The sequence below is a fragment of the Nannocystis exedens genome (assembly GCF_002343915.1).
GTDB classification, from domain to species: Bacteria; Myxococcota_A; Polyangia; order Nannocystales; family Nannocystaceae; genus Nannocystis; species Nannocystis exedens.
This window is the reverse complement of record NZ_NETK01000001.1, coordinates 992,394-1,013,491: the sequence shown is the minus strand read 5'-3', so window position 1 is coordinate 1,013,491 and position 21,098 is coordinate 992,394. Positions and strand designations below refer to the sequence as shown.

General features: G+C 74.3%; 17 protein-coding genes. 10 read left to right on the top strand and 7 right to left on the bottom strand.

What is annotated here, in order from left to right; genetic code table 11:
• Positions 1 to 260: 260 nt before the first annotated feature.
• The 4 genes from NAEX_RS03850 (at position 261) to NAEX_RS03840 (ending at position 2,975) form a co-directional block, all read left to right on the top strand.
• Positions 261 to 863: a hypothetical protein gene (locus NAEX_RS03850; RefSeq protein ID WP_096333514.1), complete on the top strand. Its 603-nt coding sequence runs from the start codon at positions 261 to 263 to the stop codon at positions 861 to 863.
• A gap of 24 nt (positions 864 to 887) precedes the next feature.
• A complete protein-coding gene (locus NAEX_RS03845; RefSeq protein ID WP_096326161.1) occupies positions 888 to 1,094 on the top strand; it encodes a hypothetical protein in 207 nt (68 codons plus the stop codon).
• Between the two features lie 9 nt (positions 1,095 to 1,103).
• Positions 1,104 to 1,268 carry a hypothetical protein gene (locus tag NAEX_RS49550; protein WP_170135431.1) on the top strand — a complete coding sequence of 55 codons (165 nt, stop codon included), beginning with the start codon at positions 1,104 to 1,106 and terminating at the stop codon, positions 1,266 to 1,268.
• A 156-nt stretch (positions 1,269 to 1,424) separates the two neighbouring features.
• The gene (locus NAEX_RS03840; protein ID WP_096326160.1) at positions 1,425 to 2,975 is read left to right on the top strand and encodes a HEAT repeat domain-containing protein; all 1,551 of its coding nucleotides are present in this window, start codon (positions 1,425 to 1,427) and stop codon (positions 2,973 to 2,975) included.
• An 87-nt stretch (positions 2,976 to 3,062) separates the two neighbouring features.
• Here the strand turns inward: NAEX_RS03840 and NAEX_RS03835 are convergent, their stop codons facing one another.
• From NAEX_RS03835 to NAEX_RS03825, 3 genes are all read right to left on the bottom strand, one after another.
• Entirely contained in the window at positions 3,063 to 3,926 is an 864-nt protein-coding gene (locus tag NAEX_RS03835) for a hypothetical protein (protein ID WP_096326159.1), read from the bottom strand.
• Between the two features lie 321 nt (positions 3,927 to 4,247).
• The gene (locus NAEX_RS47245; RefSeq protein ID WP_143140436.1) at positions 4,248 to 5,948 is read right to left on the bottom strand and encodes a proprotein convertase P-domain-containing protein; all 1,701 of its coding nucleotides are present in this window, start codon (positions 5,946 to 5,948) and stop codon (positions 4,248 to 4,250) included.
• Positions 5,949 to 6,183: 235 nt separating this feature from the next.
• Positions 6,184 to 9,147 (bottom strand): serine/threonine-protein kinase, encoded by a 2,964-nt coding sequence (locus tag NAEX_RS03825; RefSeq protein ID WP_096326158.1) that lies wholly within the window; start codon positions 9,145 to 9,147, stop codon positions 6,184 to 6,186.
• A gap of 126 nt (positions 9,148 to 9,273) precedes the next feature.
• On the opposite strand from NAEX_RS03825, the gene NAEX_RS03820 reads away from it, so the two are divergent.
• The 4 genes from NAEX_RS03820 to NAEX_RS03805 all read left to right on the top strand — a co-directional run bounded on the left by NAEX_RS03820 (position 9,274) and on the right by NAEX_RS03805 (position 14,675).
• Positions 9,274 to 10,026, top strand: coding sequence for a hypothetical protein (locus NAEX_RS03820; protein ID WP_096326157.1), 753 nt, complete (start codon positions 9,274 to 9,276; stop codon positions 10,024 to 10,026).
• Positions 10,027 to 10,112: 86 nt separating this feature from the next.
• The gene (locus NAEX_RS03815; protein WP_096326156.1) at positions 10,113 to 11,399 is read left to right on the top strand and encodes a sigma-70 family RNA polymerase sigma factor; all 1,287 of its coding nucleotides are present in this window, start codon (positions 10,113 to 10,115) and stop codon (positions 11,397 to 11,399) included.
• Between the two features lie 165 nt (positions 11,400 to 11,564).
• On the top strand, positions 11,565 to 13,664 hold the full coding sequence (locus NAEX_RS03810) for a protein kinase domain-containing protein (RefSeq protein ID WP_170135430.1): 2,100 nt from the start codon (positions 11,565 to 11,567) through the stop codon (positions 13,662 to 13,664).
• 516 nt (positions 13,665 to 14,180) lie between these two features.
• Positions 14,181 to 14,675 carry a Spy/CpxP family protein refolding chaperone gene (locus NAEX_RS03805; RefSeq protein WP_096326154.1) on the top strand — a complete coding sequence of 165 codons (495 nt, stop codon included), beginning with the start codon at positions 14,181 to 14,183 and terminating at the stop codon, positions 14,673 to 14,675.
• A gap of 154 nt (positions 14,676 to 14,829) precedes the next feature.
• Here NAEX_RS03805 and NAEX_RS03800 read toward each other — a convergent pair whose 3' ends face one another.
• From NAEX_RS03800 to NAEX_RS03785, 4 genes are read right to left on the bottom strand one after another with little or no spacing between them, the layout of a single operon-like run.
• Positions 14,830 to 15,378, bottom strand: coding sequence for a hypothetical protein (locus tag NAEX_RS03800; RefSeq protein ID WP_096326153.1), 549 nt, complete (start codon positions 15,376 to 15,378; stop codon positions 14,830 to 14,832).
• A 15-nt stretch (positions 15,379 to 15,393) separates the two neighbouring features.
• The gene (pyrE, locus tag NAEX_RS03795) at positions 15,394 to 16,041 is read right to left on the bottom strand and encodes an orotate phosphoribosyltransferase (protein WP_096326152.1); all 648 of its coding nucleotides are present in this window, start codon (positions 16,039 to 16,041) and stop codon (positions 15,394 to 15,396) included.
• A 7-nt stretch (positions 16,042 to 16,048) separates the two neighbouring features.
• Entirely contained in the window at positions 16,049 to 17,479 is a 1,431-nt protein-coding gene (locus NAEX_RS03790) for a sensor histidine kinase (RefSeq protein WP_096326151.1), read from the bottom strand.
• Positions 17,476 to 18,207: a response regulator transcription factor gene (locus NAEX_RS03785; protein ID WP_096326150.1), complete on the bottom strand. Its 732-nt coding sequence runs from the start codon at positions 18,205 to 18,207 to the stop codon at positions 17,476 to 17,478. Before NAEX_RS03785 ends, NAEX_RS03790 begins: the two co-directional genes overlap by 4 nt.
• 152 nt (positions 18,208 to 18,359) lie before the next feature.
• On the opposite strand from NAEX_RS03785, the gene NAEX_RS03780 reads away from it, so the two are divergent.
• Positions 18,360 to 18,587 (top strand): hypothetical protein, encoded by a 228-nt coding sequence (locus tag NAEX_RS03780; RefSeq protein ID WP_096326149.1) that lies wholly within the window; start codon positions 18,360 to 18,362, stop codon positions 18,585 to 18,587.
• 53 nt (positions 18,588 to 18,640) lie between these two features.
• Positions 18,641 to 21,067: a zinc-ribbon domain-containing protein gene (locus tag NAEX_RS03775; RefSeq protein WP_096326148.1), complete on the top strand. Its 2,427-nt coding sequence runs from the start codon at positions 18,641 to 18,643 to the stop codon at positions 21,065 to 21,067.
• Positions 21,068 to 21,098 lie beyond the last annotated feature (31 nt).

Here is a 21,098-nt window from a genome sequence, read left to right as displayed (position 1 = left end):
GGGCGCGAGCCGCCTCGCAGCGGCGAACGAGCCGCGCGGGGCGACCCTCGGTCCACCAGGACGAGATACCGGCGCGGCGGGGGAGCGGCTGCACGGGCCTGCGGGGCCGCGCGGAACGAGCGTGACGTCATCGCCCGTCAGGGGATCGTCGACCGATTCGCTCGCGGCGGATCGTGAACGAGGACGATCGCCAGCGCGGGGCGAGGCGAGGGGCGAAATCATCGGTCCGCGCCGGCGCGCCGGCGGCCTACAATGACGCGATGAGCGGATCGGCGGCGGCGAGTGACTGGCGACGGCGACACGCGCTCGGCCTGCCGGCGGGCAGCGTCCGCGCGTTGCTGGCGCTGGGCGTGGTCGGGACGGTGTGCGGGCTGCTGGTGCGCGCGCCCGACGAGCCGCCGCCGGAGGCGCTGGAGAGCCTGCTGTTCGTGGTGCTCGGGCACTACTTCGCGGCCCGGGCCCAGGCGCCCGAAGACCCGGCCGACGGTCCGCCGCCGCTGTGGCTGCCGCGCGGATCGATCCGGCTGCTGCTGATCGCAGGGCTGGTCGGCGTCGGGGTGGTGGTGCTGCGGCAGGAGGGCGCGGCGTCGCAGCGCGGGGTGGTGACGCTGGCGCTGGCGGCCGCGTTCGTGCTGGGGCTGCTGCTCACGCGGGTGACGCGGTGGCTGCAGCGGCGCGTCGGCGGATCGTCGCGTGTCCTCGAGGACATGCGGGCGGTCGTCGGGCTGGTGGCCGTCGGCGCGCTGGCGCTCCACGCGTTCTTCCACGTGCTGCCCGACGCGGCCACGGTCGGGATCGGTCGGCTCGGGCTCGAGCAAGGGCTGGCGGCGCTGGTCGGGTTCTACTTCGGCTCGCGGTCGTGACGGCCGCTGCTACGCTGGTCCGGGATGCTCACCGATCGCGTCGGCCTCGACCCCGCGCGGCTCGCCGCGCTCGCGGCGATCGTCGAGTCCCAGCGCACGCTGGCGGCGGTCGCTCGCTGGTGCGGGGCCGGCGGGGCCCGCCTGGTCGAGGTGATCACGCAGGACGAGTACACCCACGACGTCGTGGTCCACGTCGCGGGCGCGCTGCACCTGGTGTACGACACGACGTGACTCGGCGGCGTGACGGCGGTCGCCGTCTGGGACCACGCGCCGACGGCCGATGAATTGCTGGCGGCCCGCGTCGCCGCCGGCTGGCGACCGACGCCGACGGCGACCCGCGAGGGCGACGTGATCCTCGGCCACGCGGCGTGCCTGCTCCCGGGGGCCGATCTGCCGGGGAAGTGACGCGGGCGGGGGTCGGGCGGGCTCCGTTCGCGCGACGAACAGCGTCTCACTGGCAGATTCGTGGGACGGCGGGGAGGACGAGACCCGTTGACGCGGGGCATGGGCCCGGGGTCGGCCCGAGCGGCCCGGTTCGCGGTGATACCATCCCGGCCACGCATGGGACTGCTCAACAAACTCTTCGGTGGTGGAACACAGCTCGAGCTCAAGCTCGACCTCGACAAGGTACCGCCCGGCGGCACCGTGGCCGGCTCGCTGACGCTGACCGGCGGCAAGAAGCCGCTCAAGCTGACGGCGCTCAAGGTCGACATCGTGTCGGTGCTGGTGCAGTCGAAGGAGGGCAGCTCGCTGCCGTCGATCGACATCAAGGTGCTGTCGAGCAACCTGGTCGCGCAGGACCGCGACCTCGCGCCGGGCAGCCTCAACAAGTTCGAGTTCCGCTACAAGATCCCCGAGGACGCCAAGCCGGACGCGACCTACAAGGTCGTGGCGTCGGCCGACATCCCGGGGGTCAAGGACCCGTCGGCCGAGGCGCCGCTGACGGTGCTCGGCGGCGGCCGCGGGCTCTTCGGCGCCGTCAAGTCGATGCTCGGCGGCGGTGACAGCGAGAACGTGGTGCTCGAGCGGTTCCCCGGGCTCACGTCGCGCGACACCGACGAGCTGGAGAACGCGCTGCACGAGCTGCAGTGCGAGGCGTACGACCGCGACAACAACTTCACCGGGATCCACGCCTTCCTGCTCAAGCTGGTCGAGAACCACCGCGAGGACTCGGTGCGGCGGGCGGCGCTGGCGGCCTGGGGCACGGTGCTCGACGACCGCGCCAAGCCGGAGCACATCCGGGCGCTCGAGGCGCTGGCCGGGCGCGACCTGCCGTCGTACCTGATGGAGGAGGTCGTGTCGGTGGCGGCCAAGTTCGCCGAGGAGGGGGCGCTGCCGCTGGTGCAGCAGCTCGCGCGCCACCCGGCGCCCGAGGTGCGGGCGCGGCTGGCGACGGCGCTCTACCTCGACGCCGACCACGACCTGCCCGGGCGGCGCGAGCTGATCCTGCAGCTGTGCCAGGACGGCGACGTGTCGGTGCGGGCGAACGCGTTCGGGGCCACCGCGAGCCTGGTCGAGCAGCTCGACGTGATGCAGTGGGTGGCGAGCTGGGCCGCGCAAGACCCGTCGCCCGAGGTCCAGGCGCAGTGCCTGTCGGCGATCGCCCTGGCGCACAACTACGGCGGCGCCGACCTGGTGTTCGACACGTACCTGCAGCACGCGCAGGGCAACCCGAGCGCCGACGTGCGCAAGGAGATCACCGAGCGCCTGCACTGGCTGCCGGCGGACCCGCGCCTGACGCAGCTGGTGACGACGCTGCTGTCCGACCGCTCGTCCGAGGTCCGGCGCTCGATGGCCTGGCAGGGCTGCAACATGGAGGAGCACCCGGAGCTCGGCCAGCTGTTCGTCCACACGGCCGTGAACGACCCCGACGACGCCGTCCGCGCCGACGCGCTGCGCGGGATCGACAAGTTCATGCCGCTGCCCGAGGCGGTGCAGTTCCTGCGCCAGCGGCTGGCCGCCGACCGCAACGAGAAGGCGTTCTGGGCCGCGCTCAACGCCGTCGAGGGCCACATGCCGGCCCGCGAGGCCCAGGCGCTGCTGCAGGAGATCGCCCGCGGGCCGTTCTCGTCGGCCGCCGAGCGCGCGCGCGAGGTGCTCGCGGGCGAGTGAGCAGCGACCAGGCCGCAAGAACATGTCCATGAGGGCCGGTCTAAAAGGACAGGTCCTCAGGGACATGTTCGGAAAGATTTGAGTCGCTCACGCCCCGGGCTTGCGCGCGCTGACGTAGACCTCCGAGAACTCCGTGCCGATGTCGACGTCGGCGCCCGTCACGACGAGCCTGCGCGTGGTCACGCAGACCAGCACCTCGGACGCGTCCGGGGGGATGGGGTCGGTGTCGAGCACGCGCAGGGTGCCCCGCCGCTCCGGCTCGCGCAGCCACTCGGCGTAGTATTCGCCGGGGTCGCCGGAGAGCGCGGCCAGCCACGCGTGCAGCCGCCCGAGCCGGTCCTCCTGGACGATCCAGAGCGGTCCGCCGGACGCGAGCTGGAGGAGGGCGTATCCGGACGCGGCGGCGGGCCTGGCGATCACGGCCGCGAGCGGGGCCTCGACCTCGCGCACGCGCAGGTCGAGGGCCGCTGCGGCGCGCAGCATCGCATCGGCCCCGCACAGCCGCGGGGCCGCCCACACTTCGGCGTCATTGGCCGCGAGGAACACCACCTCCTCCGGCCGCAGCCCCGCCCGCGCGAGCAGGGCGCGGACCTGCGGGAGCTCGCCGGCGAAGCGGCGCGGGAACGCGAGCGCCGCGTCGCCGAAGGCGTTCGTGGCCCGCGCGTCGAGTGCCCGCAGCGAGGTCGCCAGAGCGGGGTCGTCGGGGCGCACGGTGACGAGTGTGAAGACCTCGTTGGGGAGCCAGCGGTAGCTGGCGAACGCGGCTCCCGGATCGGCGCACAGGTCGATCGACGTGCGGGGGCGCGGCGGGACGCGCGGGACCGAGCGCTCCGTTGCCGCTGCGGCGCCCGGGGGGGCCGCGACGGCCGCGGGCGCGGGGCGACAGCCGGTGACCAGCACGAGGGCGCCGAGGGCGGAGTTCGCCAGCGAGTTTCGGCGAGGCCGCGACATCGCGTCCAGACAGGCTAGGGAGGTCGGGTGGTCCGTGCAAGCGCGGGATGATCGCGGTTCGGGGGCGCGGAGCTCGACGAATGCTCCAAGGACCGGTCCGCTCCACCGGCCCCTTCACCGAAGCCCCGCTGGAACGGCCACGGCGGCCGACGGGCCGGCAGGCTCGTGGCCGGCATCGCGGTGACGTGCGGCGTAGCGCGGCGCGTCGCGGCTGCGCGGCGAGATGTGCTTCAGGACAGCCGGCGAGCGGCCACGGAGCGTGCCGCAGGCCCGGGCGCGCGGGGCGGCCGGGCCTGCGTGGCGGGTGGCCTGGCCGAAGGGTCAGGGCATCGGGTCGTACTTGACGCGGTCGATCACGAGCTTGATCGCGTCGATGACGCCGGCGTCGTTGATGTTGGAGTCGGCGACGCACAGGCGCCAGCTGCCGGCGGCGGTGTCGCCGAAGAAGTCGCCGAAGTTCATGCCGGGGCCGGAGCCCGGGTTCGGCGCCCACTCGCACGGGTCGATCATGTCGTCCTTGCAGATGACCTGGTTGGTGTTGGCGAGCGACTTGCCGAGGTCCTCGGCGGTGTTGGCGGCGCCGTCCTTGAAGGTGATCGGGAAGTCCTTCGACAGGTTGGCGCTGTCGCCGCAGCACCCGCCGCCGTCGTCGTTCATGTCGACGAGGCCGGGGCGGCTGACGAGGGTGAGGATCTTGTCCTCGGGGCTGATGAGCTTGACGGTGACGTCGCCGACCCAGTTGTGGGTGATGCCGAGGGTGAGCTGGATGTCGCGGACGAAGTTGACCGGGTCGTCGGGGACCACGAGCTCGACGCAGGTCATGGTGTCGAGGGCGCCGTTGTAGATCTCGTCGACGACCATGCCGCCGATCGCGGTCAGCTCGACGACCTCGAGCTTCTGCGCGGTCGGGCAATCGTTCTTCGCCTCGAGCACGACGATGTCCTCGCACATGGCCCCGAGCGCGGCCAGGATCGCGTCCTGGTCGGGCTGGGCGATCATGGCGGTGTTCATGGCGGTGACGAGGTCGCCGACCAGCGCGCCGAAGTCGGTGATGTCGATGCCCATGTCGTCCTTGCTGTCGGTCAGGCCCTCGTGCGACTCGGCCATCGACTTGCACGGGTCGGCGGCGCTGACGCCCGGGTCGGCGGGCGCGGGGGCGTCGACCTCGGCGCCGTACTTGCTCGGGCCGTCGATGCCGCCGACCTGGCGCGTGAGGCAGGTGTTGAGGCGGGCGTAGTCGGCGGCGCCGAAGAAGCCGTTGATCGCGGGGTTGAGGGCGACGTTGTCGAGGAACGAGCCCATCTCGCCCGAGGCGCCGATGAGGGCGCGGATCGCCGGCTTGCGGCCGACCCGCTGGTAGACGGTCTGGTTGTTCTCGGGGTCCTCGACGATGTCGACCTCCATCGCCGCCAGCGCGGACAGGATGGCGTCCTTGTCGGCGTCGGTGAGGTCGGGGTGGCTGGCCTGGTGGGCGTCGAGGGCGGTCGAGAAGTCGGCGGCGAAGTCGGCGAAGTCGAGGGCCGAGATGCCGAGGCCGGCGTGGGCGGCCTTCATGTCGAGGCAGTCGTATTCGACGCCGCCGCAGCCGGCCAGGGCGCCGAGCTGCTTGTTGAGACAGGCGCCGAGGTTGCCGCCGTCGACGTCGCTGTTGAGGAAATAGGCGTTGATCTTGTCGTCGAGGAGGACCCCGTTCACCGCGGCGCCGACCAGCTCGGCGACGCCGTCCTTGCCGCCGAGGGCGACGCACAGGGCCGCGTCCATGTCGCCGGTGGTGGTCGTGGTGGTGGTCGTGGTGGTGGTCGTCGGGCCCTCGGTGGTGGTCGGCCCGGTGGTCGTGGTCGTGGTCGGCGGATCGGTCGTCGGCGGCTGTGTGGTCGCGGTCGTCTCCTCGGTCGTGCTCGTCCCCGGGCCGGTGGTGTCGGTGTCCGTCTCGGTGGTGGTGCCGCTGTTGGGAGGACAGGCGGCGAGGAGGCCGAAGCCGCCGACGAGGGCGAGGGTGGGGCGAAGGTAGTGCGTGTGCATGGCGTGCCGATCAGGCCGACATACGGCCGGGAGTCAGTAAGGAGGCCGGGCGACCAGGTCGGTCAAACTTACCCCCGCGCGTGACGGGTGAGAAGACGACGGCCCGATCCGGCATCGCCTCTGCGTGCAATTTTTTGGGGGTATCCGGCCGCGGGCCGCACTCGCCGACGTCGTCGACTGGCCGATCCGACCTGTCCTTTCAGTGTGGTCATTCGGGACAGGTCGGGCGGCGCGATCACGGCCGCGCAGGCGGACCGGTCCGCGAGGACAGGTCGTCGACGGCGGCCAGCGCTCGCACGGCGGCGGTCTTCTTGGCCTCGGCGGCGCGGCGCAGCTCGGGCCCGGCGAGCAGCAAGAGCGCGAGGCGACGCTTGCCGTCGACGCCGCTGCTCGGCAAGAGCCGCGCCAGGGTGGCGCGGATGATCGCCGACTCCTCGGCGTCCGGGGCGCCGCCGACGTGGGCGTCGAGGTCGGCGACGGCGCGCTCGGCGGCCGCGCGCGCGTCGGCGTGGCGACCCAGCGCGAGCAGGGCCTGGGCCCGCAGCGCGTGCAGGTACGGCACCGGCGGCTGGATCGGCGGCTCGCGCGGGGCGCTGTCGATCAGGCGCTCGGCCAGCGCCAGCGCGGCCGCCGGATCGCCGAGCCACAGCGCGACCTCGACGAGGTTGCGCTCGACGATCCGCGCGTACACGTGCTCGGCTCCGAAGCGCTGGCGGTACAGCGCGAGCGCTTCGCGGTAGTGCTGCTGCGCGCCGGTCAGGTCGCCGCGCATGTCGGCGAGCATGGCGAGGTCGTTGTGCAGGGTGGCCCGGTGCATGGCGTCGACGTCGGGCTGGTCGCGATAAATCGCCAGCGCCTCGTCGTAGCGGGCCTGGGCGCCGTCGAGGTCGCCGCGCAGGGCGGCGAGCTCGCCGAGGATCTTGGCCGACTCCGACAGCGCGACGTTGCCTCTGGGCAAGGTCCGCTGGCGCACGGCGTGGGCCTCGCGGGCCAGCGCCTCGGCGCGGTCGAGGTCGTCGCGCTCGAGCGCGAGGACGGCGGCGTGGCACAGCACGCCGGCGGTGACCGGGTGGGCGCGGCCGTAGGCCCGCTCGTGGGCCGCGACGGCGCGGTCGAAGGCCCGCTGGGCCTCGTCGAAGGCGCCCTGGCGGTGGTGGATCAGCGCGAGGCTGTGCAGCGCGTCGGCGAGGTTGTGGGCGTTGCCGGGGTCGTCGCGCTCGTAGCGGGCCAGCGCGCGCTGGGCCGGGGCGAGGGCCTCGTCGTAGCGGCCGAGCAGGCGCAGGCCGTTGGCGACGCCGAGGTCGAGGCGGGCGCGCAGCGAGGGGTCGTCGCCGGCGCGGACGATCGCGGCCTCGGCGGCGAGGCGGTAGTCGTCGAGGCGGACGGCGTCGGGCTTGTGGGTGCCGACGTGGTAGACGAGGTCGGTCCAGGCGTCCGCGGCGGTGTGGTCGTCGCGGCCGCGGGCGGCGGCGGCGATCGCGGCGGCGAGCGACTCGGCGCTCATGTCGTGGCGGGCCAGGCGACGCTGGATCCGCGCGCGCACCCGCAGCGCCTCGGCCTCGAGCGGGGCGTAGGCGAGGGCGGTGGCCTCGTTGACGGCCAGCAGCGCGAGCTCGAAGGCGCGGGTGTAGTCGCCGGCGAGCTCCTGCGCGCCGGCGTCGGCCAGGCGGGCCTCGACGGCGGCGACCTTGGCCGAGTCGTCGGGCGGGGGGACGACGCTGTCGAGGGCGTCGGTGGCGGCGCAGGTCGACAGGTCGCCGAGCAGCGAGATGGCCTCGGGGGCATGTTCGATCGTACCGGCGCCGGCGTGCGCGAGGCCGTCGCTGAGGGCCTTGAAGCGGCCCAGGTGGCGGTTGAGGCAGGCGGCGCGGAGGTCGAGGAGGCGCTCCGACTGGTCGCCGTAGATGTGGGTGGCGGCGCAGGCGTCGTGGTGGGCCTGCAGCCAGCCGGCGGCGTAGGCCGACAGGGCCTTGTGGACGCTCTGCCAGGCGTCGGGGGCATAGGGCGCGCCCGAGGCGAGGAAGGCCTGCTCGATCTCGGCGACGCGGGCGGCGTCCCAGATCCCCGCGAGCCGCTGCTCGGCGCCCTGGCACGGGCTGACGGCCGGGCCGGCGGCGAGCCACAGGCCGAGGCCGAGGCCGAGGCCGCCGAGGCCGACGAGGCCGCCGACGAGCCAGGCGCCGCGGCGGCCGAGGCCGCGCTCGCGGGCGAGGGCGGTCAGCATGGCGCGCATCGACGGCCACCGGCTCTCGGGGTCGAGCGCGAGGCCGCGGCAGACGACCTTGCGCAGCCAGTTCGGCACCTGCGAGCCGGGCGGCGGCGGCTCGACCTTGCCCTTGACGATCTGGTAGGCGAGGGCCGACAGGCGCGCGGCGGGGAACGGGCGCACGCCGTAGAGCGCCTGGTAGAGCGCGACGGAGAACGAGAACTGATCGCTGAGGGCGTCGGCGGGCTGGCCGAGGTGCTGCTCCGGGGACATGTAGGCGGGCGTGCCGATCAGCGCGCCGGTGCGGGTGACGAGCACGAGCTCGGCCTCGTGCTCGGGCGAGCGCGTGGAGGCGGAGGTCGAGGCCGAGGCGATGGCGGCGAGGGCGTCGCTGTCGCCGGACAAGCTCTCGGGGGCGTCGCCGAAGGCGCGCGCGAGGCCGAAGTCGAGGACGCGGGCGCGGCCGTCGTCGCCGATGATGACGTTGTCGGGCTTGAAGTCGCGGTGGACGAGGCCGGCGGCGTGGGCGGCGGCCAGGCCCTCGCCGGCGCTGCACATGACCTCGAGCACCTCGGGCCAGCGGCGGGGCTGTTCTTTGAGCCAGGCGGTGAGGGTGCGCCCGGCGACGAACTCCATGGCGAGGAAGATGTGATCGCCGTAGGTGCCGACGTCGTGGACGCCGACGACGCTCGGGTGCGACAGGCGGGCCAACGACTTGGCCTCGCGCAGCAGGCGGGCGCGGGCGTCGAGGCTGGCGTTGCCGCGCGAGTGCAGCAGCTTGAGGGCGATCTTGCGGTCGAGCTCGGGGTCGAAGGCGCTGTAGACGACGCCCATGGCGCCGGCGCCGAGGCGGCCGAGGATGATGTAGCGGCCGACACATGTCCCGGTGGACAGGTCGTCGACGGCCGCGCCGGGGGCCCGCGGGAGCTCGCCCTCGCGGGTGATCTCGCCGGACACCGAGGTCTCCTGCGAGGGCGTCCGATCGACCTCCACCGCGCCGGATCTTGCCCGACCGGCCCGGCCGCCTCAATGGCTCCGGGCGCGGCCACGCGCGGCCGGCGGCCCGCGGCTCGCAGGCGATGGTCGCCGGGCCCCGCCAGGAGTACCCTGCAGGCGACCATGGTCGACGAACACCTGACGCCCGTGCTCATGGCCTGCAGCGAAGCGGAGCTGGCCGTGCTGATCGAGTTCCTCGGCCGGCCGCCGTCCGGCCTGTTGTGGTTCGACCGCCGCCTCCGCGACCCCCGCTCCACCCGCGCCGACCGGGTCGCGGCGGTGGTCGAGCGGATCCTGCGGCTCGGCTCGCACAGCGTCCTCGGGCGCACCGGGCCGGGCAAGCAGGCGTACCTGCAGGTCGTGTGCGACGCGCTGGCCGAGCTCCACCTGTCCGAAGAGCCAGCCGAAGACGGCCTGCCCGGGCTCGAACGGCGTATCGTCCGCTACGCGCTCGACGCCAACTTCGACGCGCTGCCGCCGGAGACCCAGCAGGCGCTGCTCGACCGGTTCTGGGCCGGAGACACCTACGCCGAGGGGATCCGCGACCTCGGGGTGCTGCACGACTTCCAGACGCACACGCAGCCGGAGCGGAAGGCGCTGCTGGCGGGGCACGTGGCGCACGTGGCGACCGACAAGCTGCGCGAGCAGGCGGTGGTGCAGGCGCGCCACCGCCTGCTGCGCGCGGGCCTCAAGCTGGTGCTGCGGCGCGCGGCCTGGCCGGTGTATCAGGCGATTCGCCTGTGGGAGTGGGCGGGACCGGCGTTCCGGTACACGGTGCCGGTCATCGTCTACGTCGCGTACCTGCGCCGACGCGTCGACGGCGACGCGGCGGCGGCGGCGCCCGGGCCCGCGTCACACGAGCAGGCCCGACCTTGATCGGATGTTGATCGCAGCCCGTGCACTCCTGACGCCCGATTGATCGCGCGCCTGCGATCGTGAGCGGCGAACGAAAGGACTGCACCATGCTGCGTCAATCGCCGAATGCCGTCGTCACCCCCGCGCCCGCCCGCGAGCCCGTCGACGGCGACGCCTCCGTCTCCGCGGTCAGCGTCGCCGCGGAGGCGGGCAACCTGCTCGCGCCCTACTTCCGCGACCTCGCCGGGGTCGAAGTGATGACCAAGGAAGAGGAGCTCGCCGCCGCGATCCAGATCGCCGAGCTGCGCAAGGGGTTCTGGCGCTCGATCCTGAATTACCCGCCCTTCATCGACGGGATCTGCGGCCTCGCCTCCGAGGTGCTGCCGCCCGAGACCTGCCCCGTGGCGGCGCTGGCGGCGATGCGCCAGACGTCGCGGGCGCTGCGGGACCGCGACCTCCTCACCCACCAGAAGGCGTTCGAGGCCGCGCGCGAGGCGCTGGCGGAGCAGATGGGCCTCGCGGACGTCGACAGCGTGGTGTCCGACCAGATCCTCGCCGACCTCGCCAGCATCGAGCTCGGGGTGGCGTCGGGCCTCAGCATGAAGGTCAAGCTGCCGCGCCGCGGCAGCGCGCCGTTCTTCCAGTACGCGACGGCCGTCCGCCGCGACCACCACGCGCTGGTGCTGGCCAAGAACGCGTTCGTGCGCGCCAACCTGCGCCTCGTGGTGACGATCGCGCGCCGCTACAACCACGGCAAGATGCCGCTGCAGGACCTCATCCAGGAGGGCAACATCGGCCTGATGAAGGCGGTCGACCGCTTCGACCACCGCAAGGGCTTCCGCTTCTCGACCTACGGGTCGTGGTGGATCCGCCACGCCATCAGCCGCTCGATCGCCGACAAGGCGCGCAGCGTGCGGCTGCCGGTCCACATGATCGACGCCTACAACAAGGTCAGCCGCGCGCGGCGCGAGTTCGAGGCCCTGCACGCCCGCCGGCCGACCGACAGCGAGCTGGCCGCGCTCACCGGGGTCAGCACCGAGCGGATCGCGCGCATGCGCTGGTCGCTGGTCGAGGCGCCGATCAGCCTCGATCAGCCGCTGTCGGACGACTCCGGGCTGTCGCTGCTCGACGCCGTCGAGGACACCAGCCACGTCGCCCCGGCCGAGCAGATCGACGCCGCCCTGCTGCTGTCGCAGCTGCAGGAGGTGTTCGGCCAGCTCAGCCCGATCGAGGCCGATATCCTGCGCAAGCGGATGGGCATCGGCGAGGAGCCGGAGCTGACGCTGAAGGAGATCGGCGAGCGCTACTCGCTCTCGCGTGAACGGATCCGTCAGCTCCAAGAGCAGGCGCTCACCAAGCTGCGCGGGGAGTTCCGCCGCCGGAACCTGCTGTAGGCGGGGCGACGGGCGGTCCTGCGGGGCCCGAGCGGCGCCCGGCCCGCGGGCAGGCCGTTGACCGCGGGCGCCAACCGTTGCACGCTTTCGCCACCCCCGCTCATGGTTGTACCGGCAAGTCCCTCCGACACCAGGCCCAAGCCGCGTCGGCCACGCAGCTGGACAATGCACTCGATCCCGATCGACGAGGATCCGCTGCCGGAGATCCTCGGCGGGCCGATCGGCCCCGGCGGCAAGCCGTCCGAGGTCGAGGTGCTGGGCGACCTGCGGGGCCACGTGCTGGCCGGGCGCTACGTGCTGACCGAGCTGCTCGGCTCCGGCGACCTCGGCTGCGTCTACTCGGGCCGCGACCAGGCCAGCAACCAGCAGGTCGTGGTCAAGGTGCTGGCGGCGCCCGAGCAGCGCGAGGTCGTGGCGCGCATCGCCGAGCGGGCCCGGCGTCGCCTCGGGGTGCGTCACCCGTGCGTCGCCGCGGTGCTCGCCGAGGGCACGATGGGCGGCCTCTGGTACGCCGTGATGGAGCACGCGGAGGGCAAGAACCTCTACCACGCCGAGGGCGACCCGCGCTTCGAGGGCGCCGGCCTGCTCAAGCTGGCGGCCGAGCTGGCGGAGGGTCTGGCCACGCTGCACGCGCTCGGGGCCCCGCACGGGGCGATTTCGCCGGGCAACCTGGTGTGGTCGAGCGCCGGGGTCAAGCTGGTCGACCTCGACGTGCAGGCGCCGAGCCACCTGTCCGAAGGGGCAGAGCCGGCGGCGTCGACCGACGTGTCGATGCTGGCGGCGGTGCTGCTCGAGGTCGCGGGCGTGCGCGAGGACGAGGCGCCGTGGATCGCCCCGATCGCGCGGGTGGTCCGCAGCGAGGCGCGGCCGAGCGCGGCCGAGTGGGCGCAGCAGCTGCGCAACGCCGAGATCGACGCCCTGAAGCCGGGGATCGCCGACGCCGCCCGGCACGCCGAGGGGGCCATCGACTCGGCGTGGGACCAGGTGTTCGAGAGCGCCGACCTGCCGTACCGGCCGTCGAAGGGCAAGGTCACCATCGACACCGGCCTGCACCGCATCGAGCCGCCGCCGCAGCTCGCGGTGCTGTCGTATGAAGTCGAGGTCGAGCCCGAGCTGCCCGACGTCAAGGACGACGAGCCGGAGTCGGAGGGGCTGTCGGCCACGTCGCTGACCTCGCTGACCGCGCTGGTCGAGGAGCTCGAGCCCGAGGTCGCCGCGACGCCGCTGAAGCCGAGCAAGCCGGCCGAGAGCAAGCAGGAGAGCAAGCCGGAGGCCAGGGCCGCGAGCAAGCCGGACAGCAGGCCGGCCAAGGCCGCGAGCCGGCCCGCCACGCGGCCGCCCACGCGACCGCCGACGGCGCCGCCGATGGCCGCGTCGCCGCTGACGGCGGCCGCGAGCCAGCCGCCGGCCGCGTCCCCGCTCGCGAGCCCGTCGGCCGCGTCGCCGCTCGCGAGCCCGTCGACCGCGTCGCCGCGGTCGGCCGCGAGCCAGCCCGACGCCGCGCCGCCGCGCGATCCGATCCCGGTGGCCGCGTCGCCGCTGCTGACGAGCGGGCCGTCGTCGCTGTCGCTCAGCGCCTCGGCCACCGCGCCGACGGGGCCGGTCACCGCGTCGATGACGACGCCGGCGACGCGGGTCGAGCCCGCGTGGGCCCGCCCGGCGGCGCCCGCCCGCAACAACACCCAGCTGGCGGTGGGGCTGCTGGTGATCGCGGGCCTGTGCGCGCTGATCGCCTGGCGCCTGCAGGCCTGGGCCACCGCCGAGGCGCCGCCGCCGCCGCCGGTGGTCAACCAGCCGGCGGCGCCCGAGCCGTCGCCGCCGGCGCCCACGGCTGGCCGTTCGGACCTGTCCCCCGAGACATCCACGCTCGCGCGCGTGGCCCAGCCGGAGACGCCGCCGGCCACGCCCGAGGCCGCGCCGACCCCCGACGACGAGCTGGTGGCGGTCGAGTCGGCCGGCGAGGCGCCCGACGACGTCGCGCCCGGCAACGGCGGCGCCGACCAGCTCAGCGCCGGCGACTTCCGCAAGATCTTGCTGCGCACCAACCGCTCGCAGCGGGTCCGCCAGTGCTACGAGGAGCACGGCCCCGGCGACGTCGAGATGGTCGCGCTGGTCGGCCGCGGCGGCAAGGTGCTCAAGCTGCGCATGGACCCGGGCCCGCTGTCCGACTGCCTGCGCAAGGTCGTGCTCCGGCTCGAGTTCCCCCGCGCGGACCGCCAGGCCCAGCACAACTACGTGTTCCACCCGCCGAACGACGCGGAGTGAGCGCCTGCCCGATCGGACAGGGGAGCGACCTGTCCGGACGGACAGGCGACCCGCGCGAGCGACCGGGGCGGCGAGCCGGCTGGAGGGTGCGGCTGCCCGGTAGACGCGCGACCTGTCCGGAAGGACAGGTCGCCAGCGCGAGCGGGGCGGCGAGCGGGCTGCCTGGCCGGAGCGAGCGGCCGCCCCAACGGACAGGCGTGAGACCCTGCCCGGAAGGACAGGTCACCAGCGCGCGCGCGGGCTCCTGTCTGAAAGGTCCTATCACCCGGCGCGCCTCCGCTGCAGCGGGTGAGCGATCGGGGCGGCGCGTCCGACTGCCTGTCCGAAGGGGCAGGTGGGCGGCGCGCGAGGACGGCGCCGGGGACCGCTCGCCGGCAGCGAGCCCATCGGTAGCGAGAGGAGCGCGGCTGCGCGCGGGTTACGGACGCTTTACGTCTCCTTGCCCCTCGCTTTGCGCGGCGGAGCGCATAGCGAAGCCCGGGGGGCGTCGAAAGGGCCGTGACGAAAGGAACCACGATGCTGACCACGATTTCGAAGCTGGTGATGACGACTGTGTTCGGGCTGACCATGTTCGCGGCGGGCGACGCCGAGGCGGGCAAGCACCACGGCGACCGCGGCGCGAAGATGTGCGAGAAGCTCGAATGCAGCGTCGCGCAGAAGACTCAGCTGGCGCAGATCCGCGCCAGCCACAAGCCGACGATCAAGGCCGAGCGCGCCGCCATCCACGACCTCGAGCGGCAGATCGCCGCCGAGTACGCCAAGCCCTCGTTCGACGCGGCCAAGGTCAAGGCGCTGCGCGAGCAGCTGGCGGCCCACGAGACCGTCGCCAAGAACGAGCGCGAGGCGATGAAGGCCAAGATCGACGCGGTCCTGACCCCGGCGCAGCGCACCAAGCTGGCCGAGTTCAAGGCCAAGCACAAGGACGGCAAGGGCAAGGGCCACCACCGCGGCGGCCCGCGTGACGGCCGCGACGGCCGCGGCGACCGCAAGGGCCGCCCGCTCGGAGTGTGACCCGCAGCCGGGGGGCCGCGCGAGGTCGGGCGACCTGCCGAGGTCCCATCGCCGCGACGGCCGCGGTGGCGCCCGACGACGCGCGCGCGACTGCGGCGCGTCGCGTCGCGATCGGCCCGCGCCTCCCGGCACGGCGCCGGCGCGGGTCAACGCGTCAGGCGTCGGGCGCCGGCTCGCCGCGGACGGCGTAGGTGGTGCGGCAGTCGATGCGGCCGTCGGGGAGCTCGCCGAGGAGGCGATGGGCGAGCTCCCCGCGCAGGCCGCCGGCGTCGGTGAACTCGCCGTCGAAGCGGGCGTACATGCCGACGGTGAACAGGCCGATCGCCAGCCCCGAGATGCCGCCGAGGACGAAGCTGCGGTCGCGGTCCACCGCGCCGGACAGGGCCCACGGCAGCGACGTGACCTCGGGCTCGAAGGTCAGCCAGCCGTCGACGTGCTCGATCCGCGTCGGGCCGTCGATGCCGATCAGCTGGGCCGAGCCGGCAGGGCCGCACAGGTCGACGCCCATGCGCGGCGGGCAGTCGCACTCGAGCACCTCCGAGACGGTGATGTAGCGGCCGGTCAGCGCCTCGCCGCGGCCGTCGCCGCCGGCCTCGGACAGCGCGATCAGCAGGTCGGGGTCGAGCGGGTCCTGCGCCTGGTCTTCAGGACATGCGCCGACGGACAGGGCGCAAAGGACAGCCAAGAGCCCGCGGCGGCGCACGTGGTCACCGTAGCACTACGCGCCGTGCTCGGCGAGGTAGCCCTCGATCGCGCGCAGGCGCGCGTCGTCGATCACGCGCGGGTGGAGGTAGGCGGCGATCTCGCGGATGGTGACGATCGCCCGCACGGGCGCGCCGAGCTCGGTCTGCAGCTCCTGCAGGGTGCTGACGGTCCCGCGGCCGCGCTCCATGCGGTCGACGGCGACCACGACCCCGGCGACGGTCACGGCGGCGGCCTTGCGCAGCAGCTCGGCGGCCTCGTGGATCGACTTGCCGGAGGTGATCACGTCGTCGACGATGACCACGCGGGCGCCGTCCCACGGGGCGGTGCCGACGAACACGCCGCCCTCGCCGTGGTCCTTGGCCTCCTTGCGGTCGAAGCAGAACGCCACGTCGGCGCCCGCGCGCGACCGGGCGATCGCGGTCGCCACCGCCAGCGGCACGCCCTTGTACGACGGCCCGAACAGCAGGTCGCAGGCGAGGCCCTCGCGCTGCAGGCACTCGGCGTAGGCCTCGCCGAGGCCGGCGATCGCGGCCCCGGTGCGCAGCTGGCCGGCGTTGATGAAGTAGGGCGAGCGGCGCCCCGACTTCAGCGTGAAGTCGCCGAAGCGGAGCACCTCGTGGCGCACGAGGAGGTCGATGAAGCGCTGCTTGTAGCTGTCCACGCGGCGCCTATAGCACGGGCGCGGGCGGGCCAGCGAGCGGCAAGCGGACGACCAGCCGCGCGCCGGGGCGGGCCTCGCCGGCCTGCTGCCGGCCCTCGGCCGCGATCGTGCCGCCGTGGGCGCGTGCGATCTGCGCGCACAAGTAGAGCCCGAGGCCGGCGCCGCCGTGGTCGCGGGCGCGGGCGTCGTCGAGGCGGTAGAACGCCTCGAACACGCGGGCCCGCTCGGCCGGCGGGATCCCCGGGCCCTCGTCCTCGACCGCCAGCGTGACGTCTTCCGCCGCGCCGACGGCGGTGGCCCACACATGTCCTTGAGGACAGGCGCGGCGGGCGTTGCTCAGCAGGTTGGTGATCAGGCGGTCGAGCAGCAGCGGGTCGCCGACCAGCGACAGCCCGGGCGGCGTGACCGCGACCTCGGCGGCGAACGGCGCGCCGAGGCGGGCGAGGAACGGCGCGAGGTCGATCGGCGTGCGCTGGACCGGCGAGGCGTGCGGGCCCGACAGCTCGAGCCGGCCGGAGGTCAGCAGGTCTTGCACGAGCGTGGCCAGCTCGCCGAGGTCCTGCTCGAGCTCGACCGCGCCCTGGCGGATCCGCGCGCTCGCCGGGTGCTCGGGCAGCGACTCGGCGCGCTCGGCCAGCAGCTCGGCGAGCACCCGCAGGCGGGCGATCGGGGTCTTGAGCTCGTGCGAGACGTTGGCGAGCAGCGAGCGCTGGCCGCGGATCAGCTCCCCGAGCTGATAGGCCATGTCGTTCATGGCCCGGCCGAGGCGATCGATCTCGTCGCCGAGCGGGTCGACCTGCACGCGGTGACCGAGCTCGCCGCGGGCCATCCGGGCCGCGCCGTCTTCGAGCAGCGCCAGCCGCCGCGTCAGCGAGCGCGCCAGCAGCCACGCCGAGGCGCCGAGCAGGCCGACCAGGCCGATCACGCCGAGCGCCAGGTTGCGCGCGCGACGGGCGGCCTGGTCGCCGGTGTCGGCGATCAGCACCGCCCGGTCGCCGATCGGGAACGCGAGCTGCGGCTCGCCGGACTTCTCGCGCAGCATCACCGGCGCGCCGCGCTCGAGCCGGCTGCGCTGGCGCGGCCGCAGCGGCCGCAGCGGGGGCGTGGCGGGGTCGCCTGCCAGGTGCGCGCCGTCCAGGCTGCGCACGGCCACGCGCAGCTCGAGCGCGCCGGCCAGCGCCCGGGTCGCGGCCTCGAGGTCGCCGTCGCCGGCCAGCGCCGCCAGCAGCGCCGGCTTGTGGGCCTCGACCACGGCGTCGGCGGCCTCGACCCACCCGGCGTCGTGGCGCTCGCGGGTGGCGAACTGGACGATCGAGGCCAGCGTCACGAACGCCAGCACGGCGGCGAAAAAGGTCAGGAACACGCGGCCGAACAGGCCGCGGCGCCAGCGGGACAGCGCCGTCGGACCGGGGCGCGGGTCCGGGGCCGGTTCGCTCACGCGGCGCCCTCGGGCGCGTCGTCGAGGACGTAGCCGACGCCGCGGACGGTGCGGATGAGGCCTGCGGCGCGGGGGTCGGCGGCGGCGAGGGTGCCGCGGATCTTGCTGAGCTGGACGTCGATGCTGCGGTCGACCGAGGGGTCGTAGGTGCCGGGCGGCTGGCCCCTCAGCGCGCGCAGACGTTGGTACAGCTGCTCGCGCGAGAGCACCTGCCCGCGGGCCTCGAGCAGCAGCCAGAGGAGGTCGAACTGGTGGGCGGTCAGGTCGCAGGCGGCGCCGGCGACCTCGATCCGGCGGCGCACGCGGTCGACGACCAGCGGCCCGCAGCGCAGCGCGCTCGTGGGGCCCTCCGGCGACGGCACCGCGCGCCGCAGGACCGCCCGGATCCGGGCCACCAGCTCGCGCGGGCTGTACGGCTTGGGCAAGTAGTCGTCGGCGCCGAGCTCGAGCCCGAGGATGCGGTCGATCTCCTCGCTGCGGGCCGACAGCATGATGACCGGCAGCGCCGAGCGCTGACGCAGTCGCCGGCAGACCTCGAGGCCGTCGAGGCGCGGGAGCATGAGATCGAGCAGGATCACGTCGAATTCGCCGCTGAGGGCGCGAGCGAGCCCTGCTTCGCCGTCGCCGGCGACCTCGACCGCGAGCTCGTGGCCCTGGAGGTACTCCGCGGTGCGCTCGGCCAGGCGGACATCGTCTTCGATCAGGAGCACCTTCGCCGGGGTTTGCATGGTTCCCCTTCGTGGGGTGGGAGCGGGTGGTGGGGAGCGGCGGAGCGCGAGCCGGCGGCGAGCCGCGTGGCGCCGCCGGCTCGGGGGTGAACGCGGTGCCGGGGCGCGTGCCGTGGTTGACACGACAGCGGGCCCAGAGTACCCCATGAGCCATGCAGTACCACTGCTCCCGCTGCCACTACGTGCTCACGGCGCCCGCCGGGACTGACGGCGACGGCGGCGAGCTCCAGTGTCCGCGTTGCAAGGCCGAGGCCGGGCTCGAGCCGCAGCACGCCACGCCGCTGCCGATGAAGCTGTTCGCGGCGTTCCTGGGGTTGTCCCTCGTGGCGGTCGTCGCCTCGCTGGTGATGTCGGTGGCGCCGGGTTCGGGCGCCGGCTGACAGGTGTCCGCCCCCTTCTGCTTTGTGCTATGGTGCCGCCAGCGAGCTAGCCCTTGATTATCCGTTGCACGAAATGCAGCACCGAGTTCGACCTGGACCCGAGCCAGGTCGGTCCCGAGGGCGTGACGCTGCGTTGTTCGGTCTGCAGTCACATGTTCCACGCCGAGCCGGAGCCGGAGCCCGACATCGGCGGCGGCCCGTGGCGCATGGCGACGGTCGAGAAGCACCTGTTCGAGCTGCCCACGCTGCGCGAGATCGTCGAGCAGGTCGAAGACGGCCGCCTGCGGCCCGACGACCAGATCTCCCACACCGGTCAGCACTGGATCAAGCTCGGCGAGATCCCGGAGTTCTCGCCGCTGTTCATCGGCAAAGAGGGCCTGTCGCGGATGTTCCGCGCGATCGAGGCGCCCTCGGCGATGGAGCTCGGCCCGCCGCCGACGTTCGGCACCGGCGTCGACGAGCCGGCGCCGATCCGCCGCGAAGAGACGCACCGCTTCGATCTGGGCGAGCTGCCCGAGCCGTCGCTGCCGCTGCTCGACGACGACGGCCCGCTGCCCGCGCCGCCGCAGTTCGACACGCCGTCGCCGCCGCCGCGCACGACCCGCTCGCAGCGGCGCACCGGCAACGTGTCGTCGATGCTCGACGCGGTCACCAAGGCGGTCAGCAGCGACAGCCTGCCGCGCGTCGAGGACGAGGACGACAGCCCGCGCGCCGTCGATCCGCGCGAGCGCAGCCAGCCGATCCTCGTGTCCGACCTGGCCCGCCGCGCGGCCCAGAGCGTGGCCGCGGCGGTGCAGCGCGTCGAGGGTCAGCGGGCCACCGAACGGGCCGCGCGCGAGAAGTCGCGCTCGAGCTCCGAGTCGTCGCGGCCCGGACCTGAACTTTCAGCCAGGTTGGGCGAGCGCTCGGCCGAGTTCGACGCCTCGGAGCGCCGGCCGGTGCGCGAGAGCGACGAGCGCTCGGCCACCTCGGCGGCCGTCAGCGCCGCGGTCGCGGGCGCGGCCATCTCGGTCCCGCCGGCGTCGTCGCTGACCTCGAACCCCGGGCTCGATCCGTCGAGCCCGGCGACGGCCTCGCTCACCGCGCCCGAGGGCCCGCGCGCGCCCGACGTCGTCATCGTCAAGGTCGAGGGCCCGCAGAACAAGGGCGCGGCCGGGGTCTACGCGCTCGCCGGCGTGCTGGTGGCGCTCGGCATCGTGTTCGGCATCCCCGGCATCCGCGAGCGCCTGCTCAACCTCGGCGGCGACCCGCCGGTGGCCGTCAAGAGCGAGGTCAAGCCGCCGGCGCAGGAGCCGAGCGAGTTCGCGGCGGCCCGCAACGCCATGCGCACGCTCGGCCTGGCCAAGACGAAGCAGGCGATCACCGACCTCGAGCGCGTGGTCGACGACCCCGAGCGCGACCCCGCGGTGGTCGCCGCCGCCAAGCTGACCCAGGCCGAGGTCATGCTGCTGCGCGTGTTGTCGGCCCAGATCGCGATCATGCTCGAGCCGAGCAACCGCGACCTGCCGCAGGCCGTCGACGCCGACCTGGCCGACGCGAGCGCGCTGGTCGAGGCCGCGAGCGGCAGCGCCGACGCGACCCAGGCGGCGCGCGTGCAGGCGCTGCTGGCCCTCGCGCAGGGCAAGCTCGACGCCCCGCCCGAGGGCGCCCCGCCCGAGCTGCGCGTGCTGGTCCTCGGCGCCCCGCTCTGGCGCGACCCCACGACGCCGATCCCCAGCGGCCTCATCACCTCGCTGCAGGGCGTGCCCAACCCGACCGCGCTCCACCAGTCGCTGCTGGCGCTGGCGCTGTGGCGCGGCGGCGACGACGAGGGCGCGCGCAAGGTGCTCGACGGCGTGCTCGGCCGCGTCGGCGACATGCAGGCCGCGGTCGCCCTGCGGGCCGCGCTCGACCGCAGCGCCGCCGAGAAGGGCGAGACCCTGCCGCCGCCGCCGGAGCCGCCGCCGGAGCCCACGCCGGCCGACCCGACCGGCTCGCAGACCCCGCCCGAGGACCCGATCCAGCCGCCGGGCGACACCGGCTCGCGGCCGCCCCCGGTGCGCGCCACGCCGTCGCCGGAGAACGAGGCCACCGGCACGCTCATCTCGACCGGCTGCGAGAAGGTCCGCGGCGGCGACCCCGACGGCGGCATCAAGCTCCTGCTGCAGGCCCACGACAAGCTCGGCGGCTCGCGCAACCTCGACCTGTGCCTGTGCCTCGGGACCGGTTTCCTGGCCAAGAACACCCACGACTCCGCGCTCTCGTGGTTCAAGCGCGCCGTCAGCCAGGCGCCCGCCAACCGCGAGGCGATCGCCGGGGCGGCCCGCGCCGCCGAGCTGGCCGGCAAGCACGGCGTCGCCGTCGAGTACTACCGCAAGCTCGTCGAGGTCGAGCCGGGCAATCAGACCGCCCGCAACTACCTCGCCAAGCACGACAACGCCGGCAAGCCGCCGCCCGAGGACCCGGGCGACCTCTTGCCGGTCGGGAAGAAGTCGCCCTGAGCGGTCGCCGCCGCTTCGGGGCCCGGGGGAG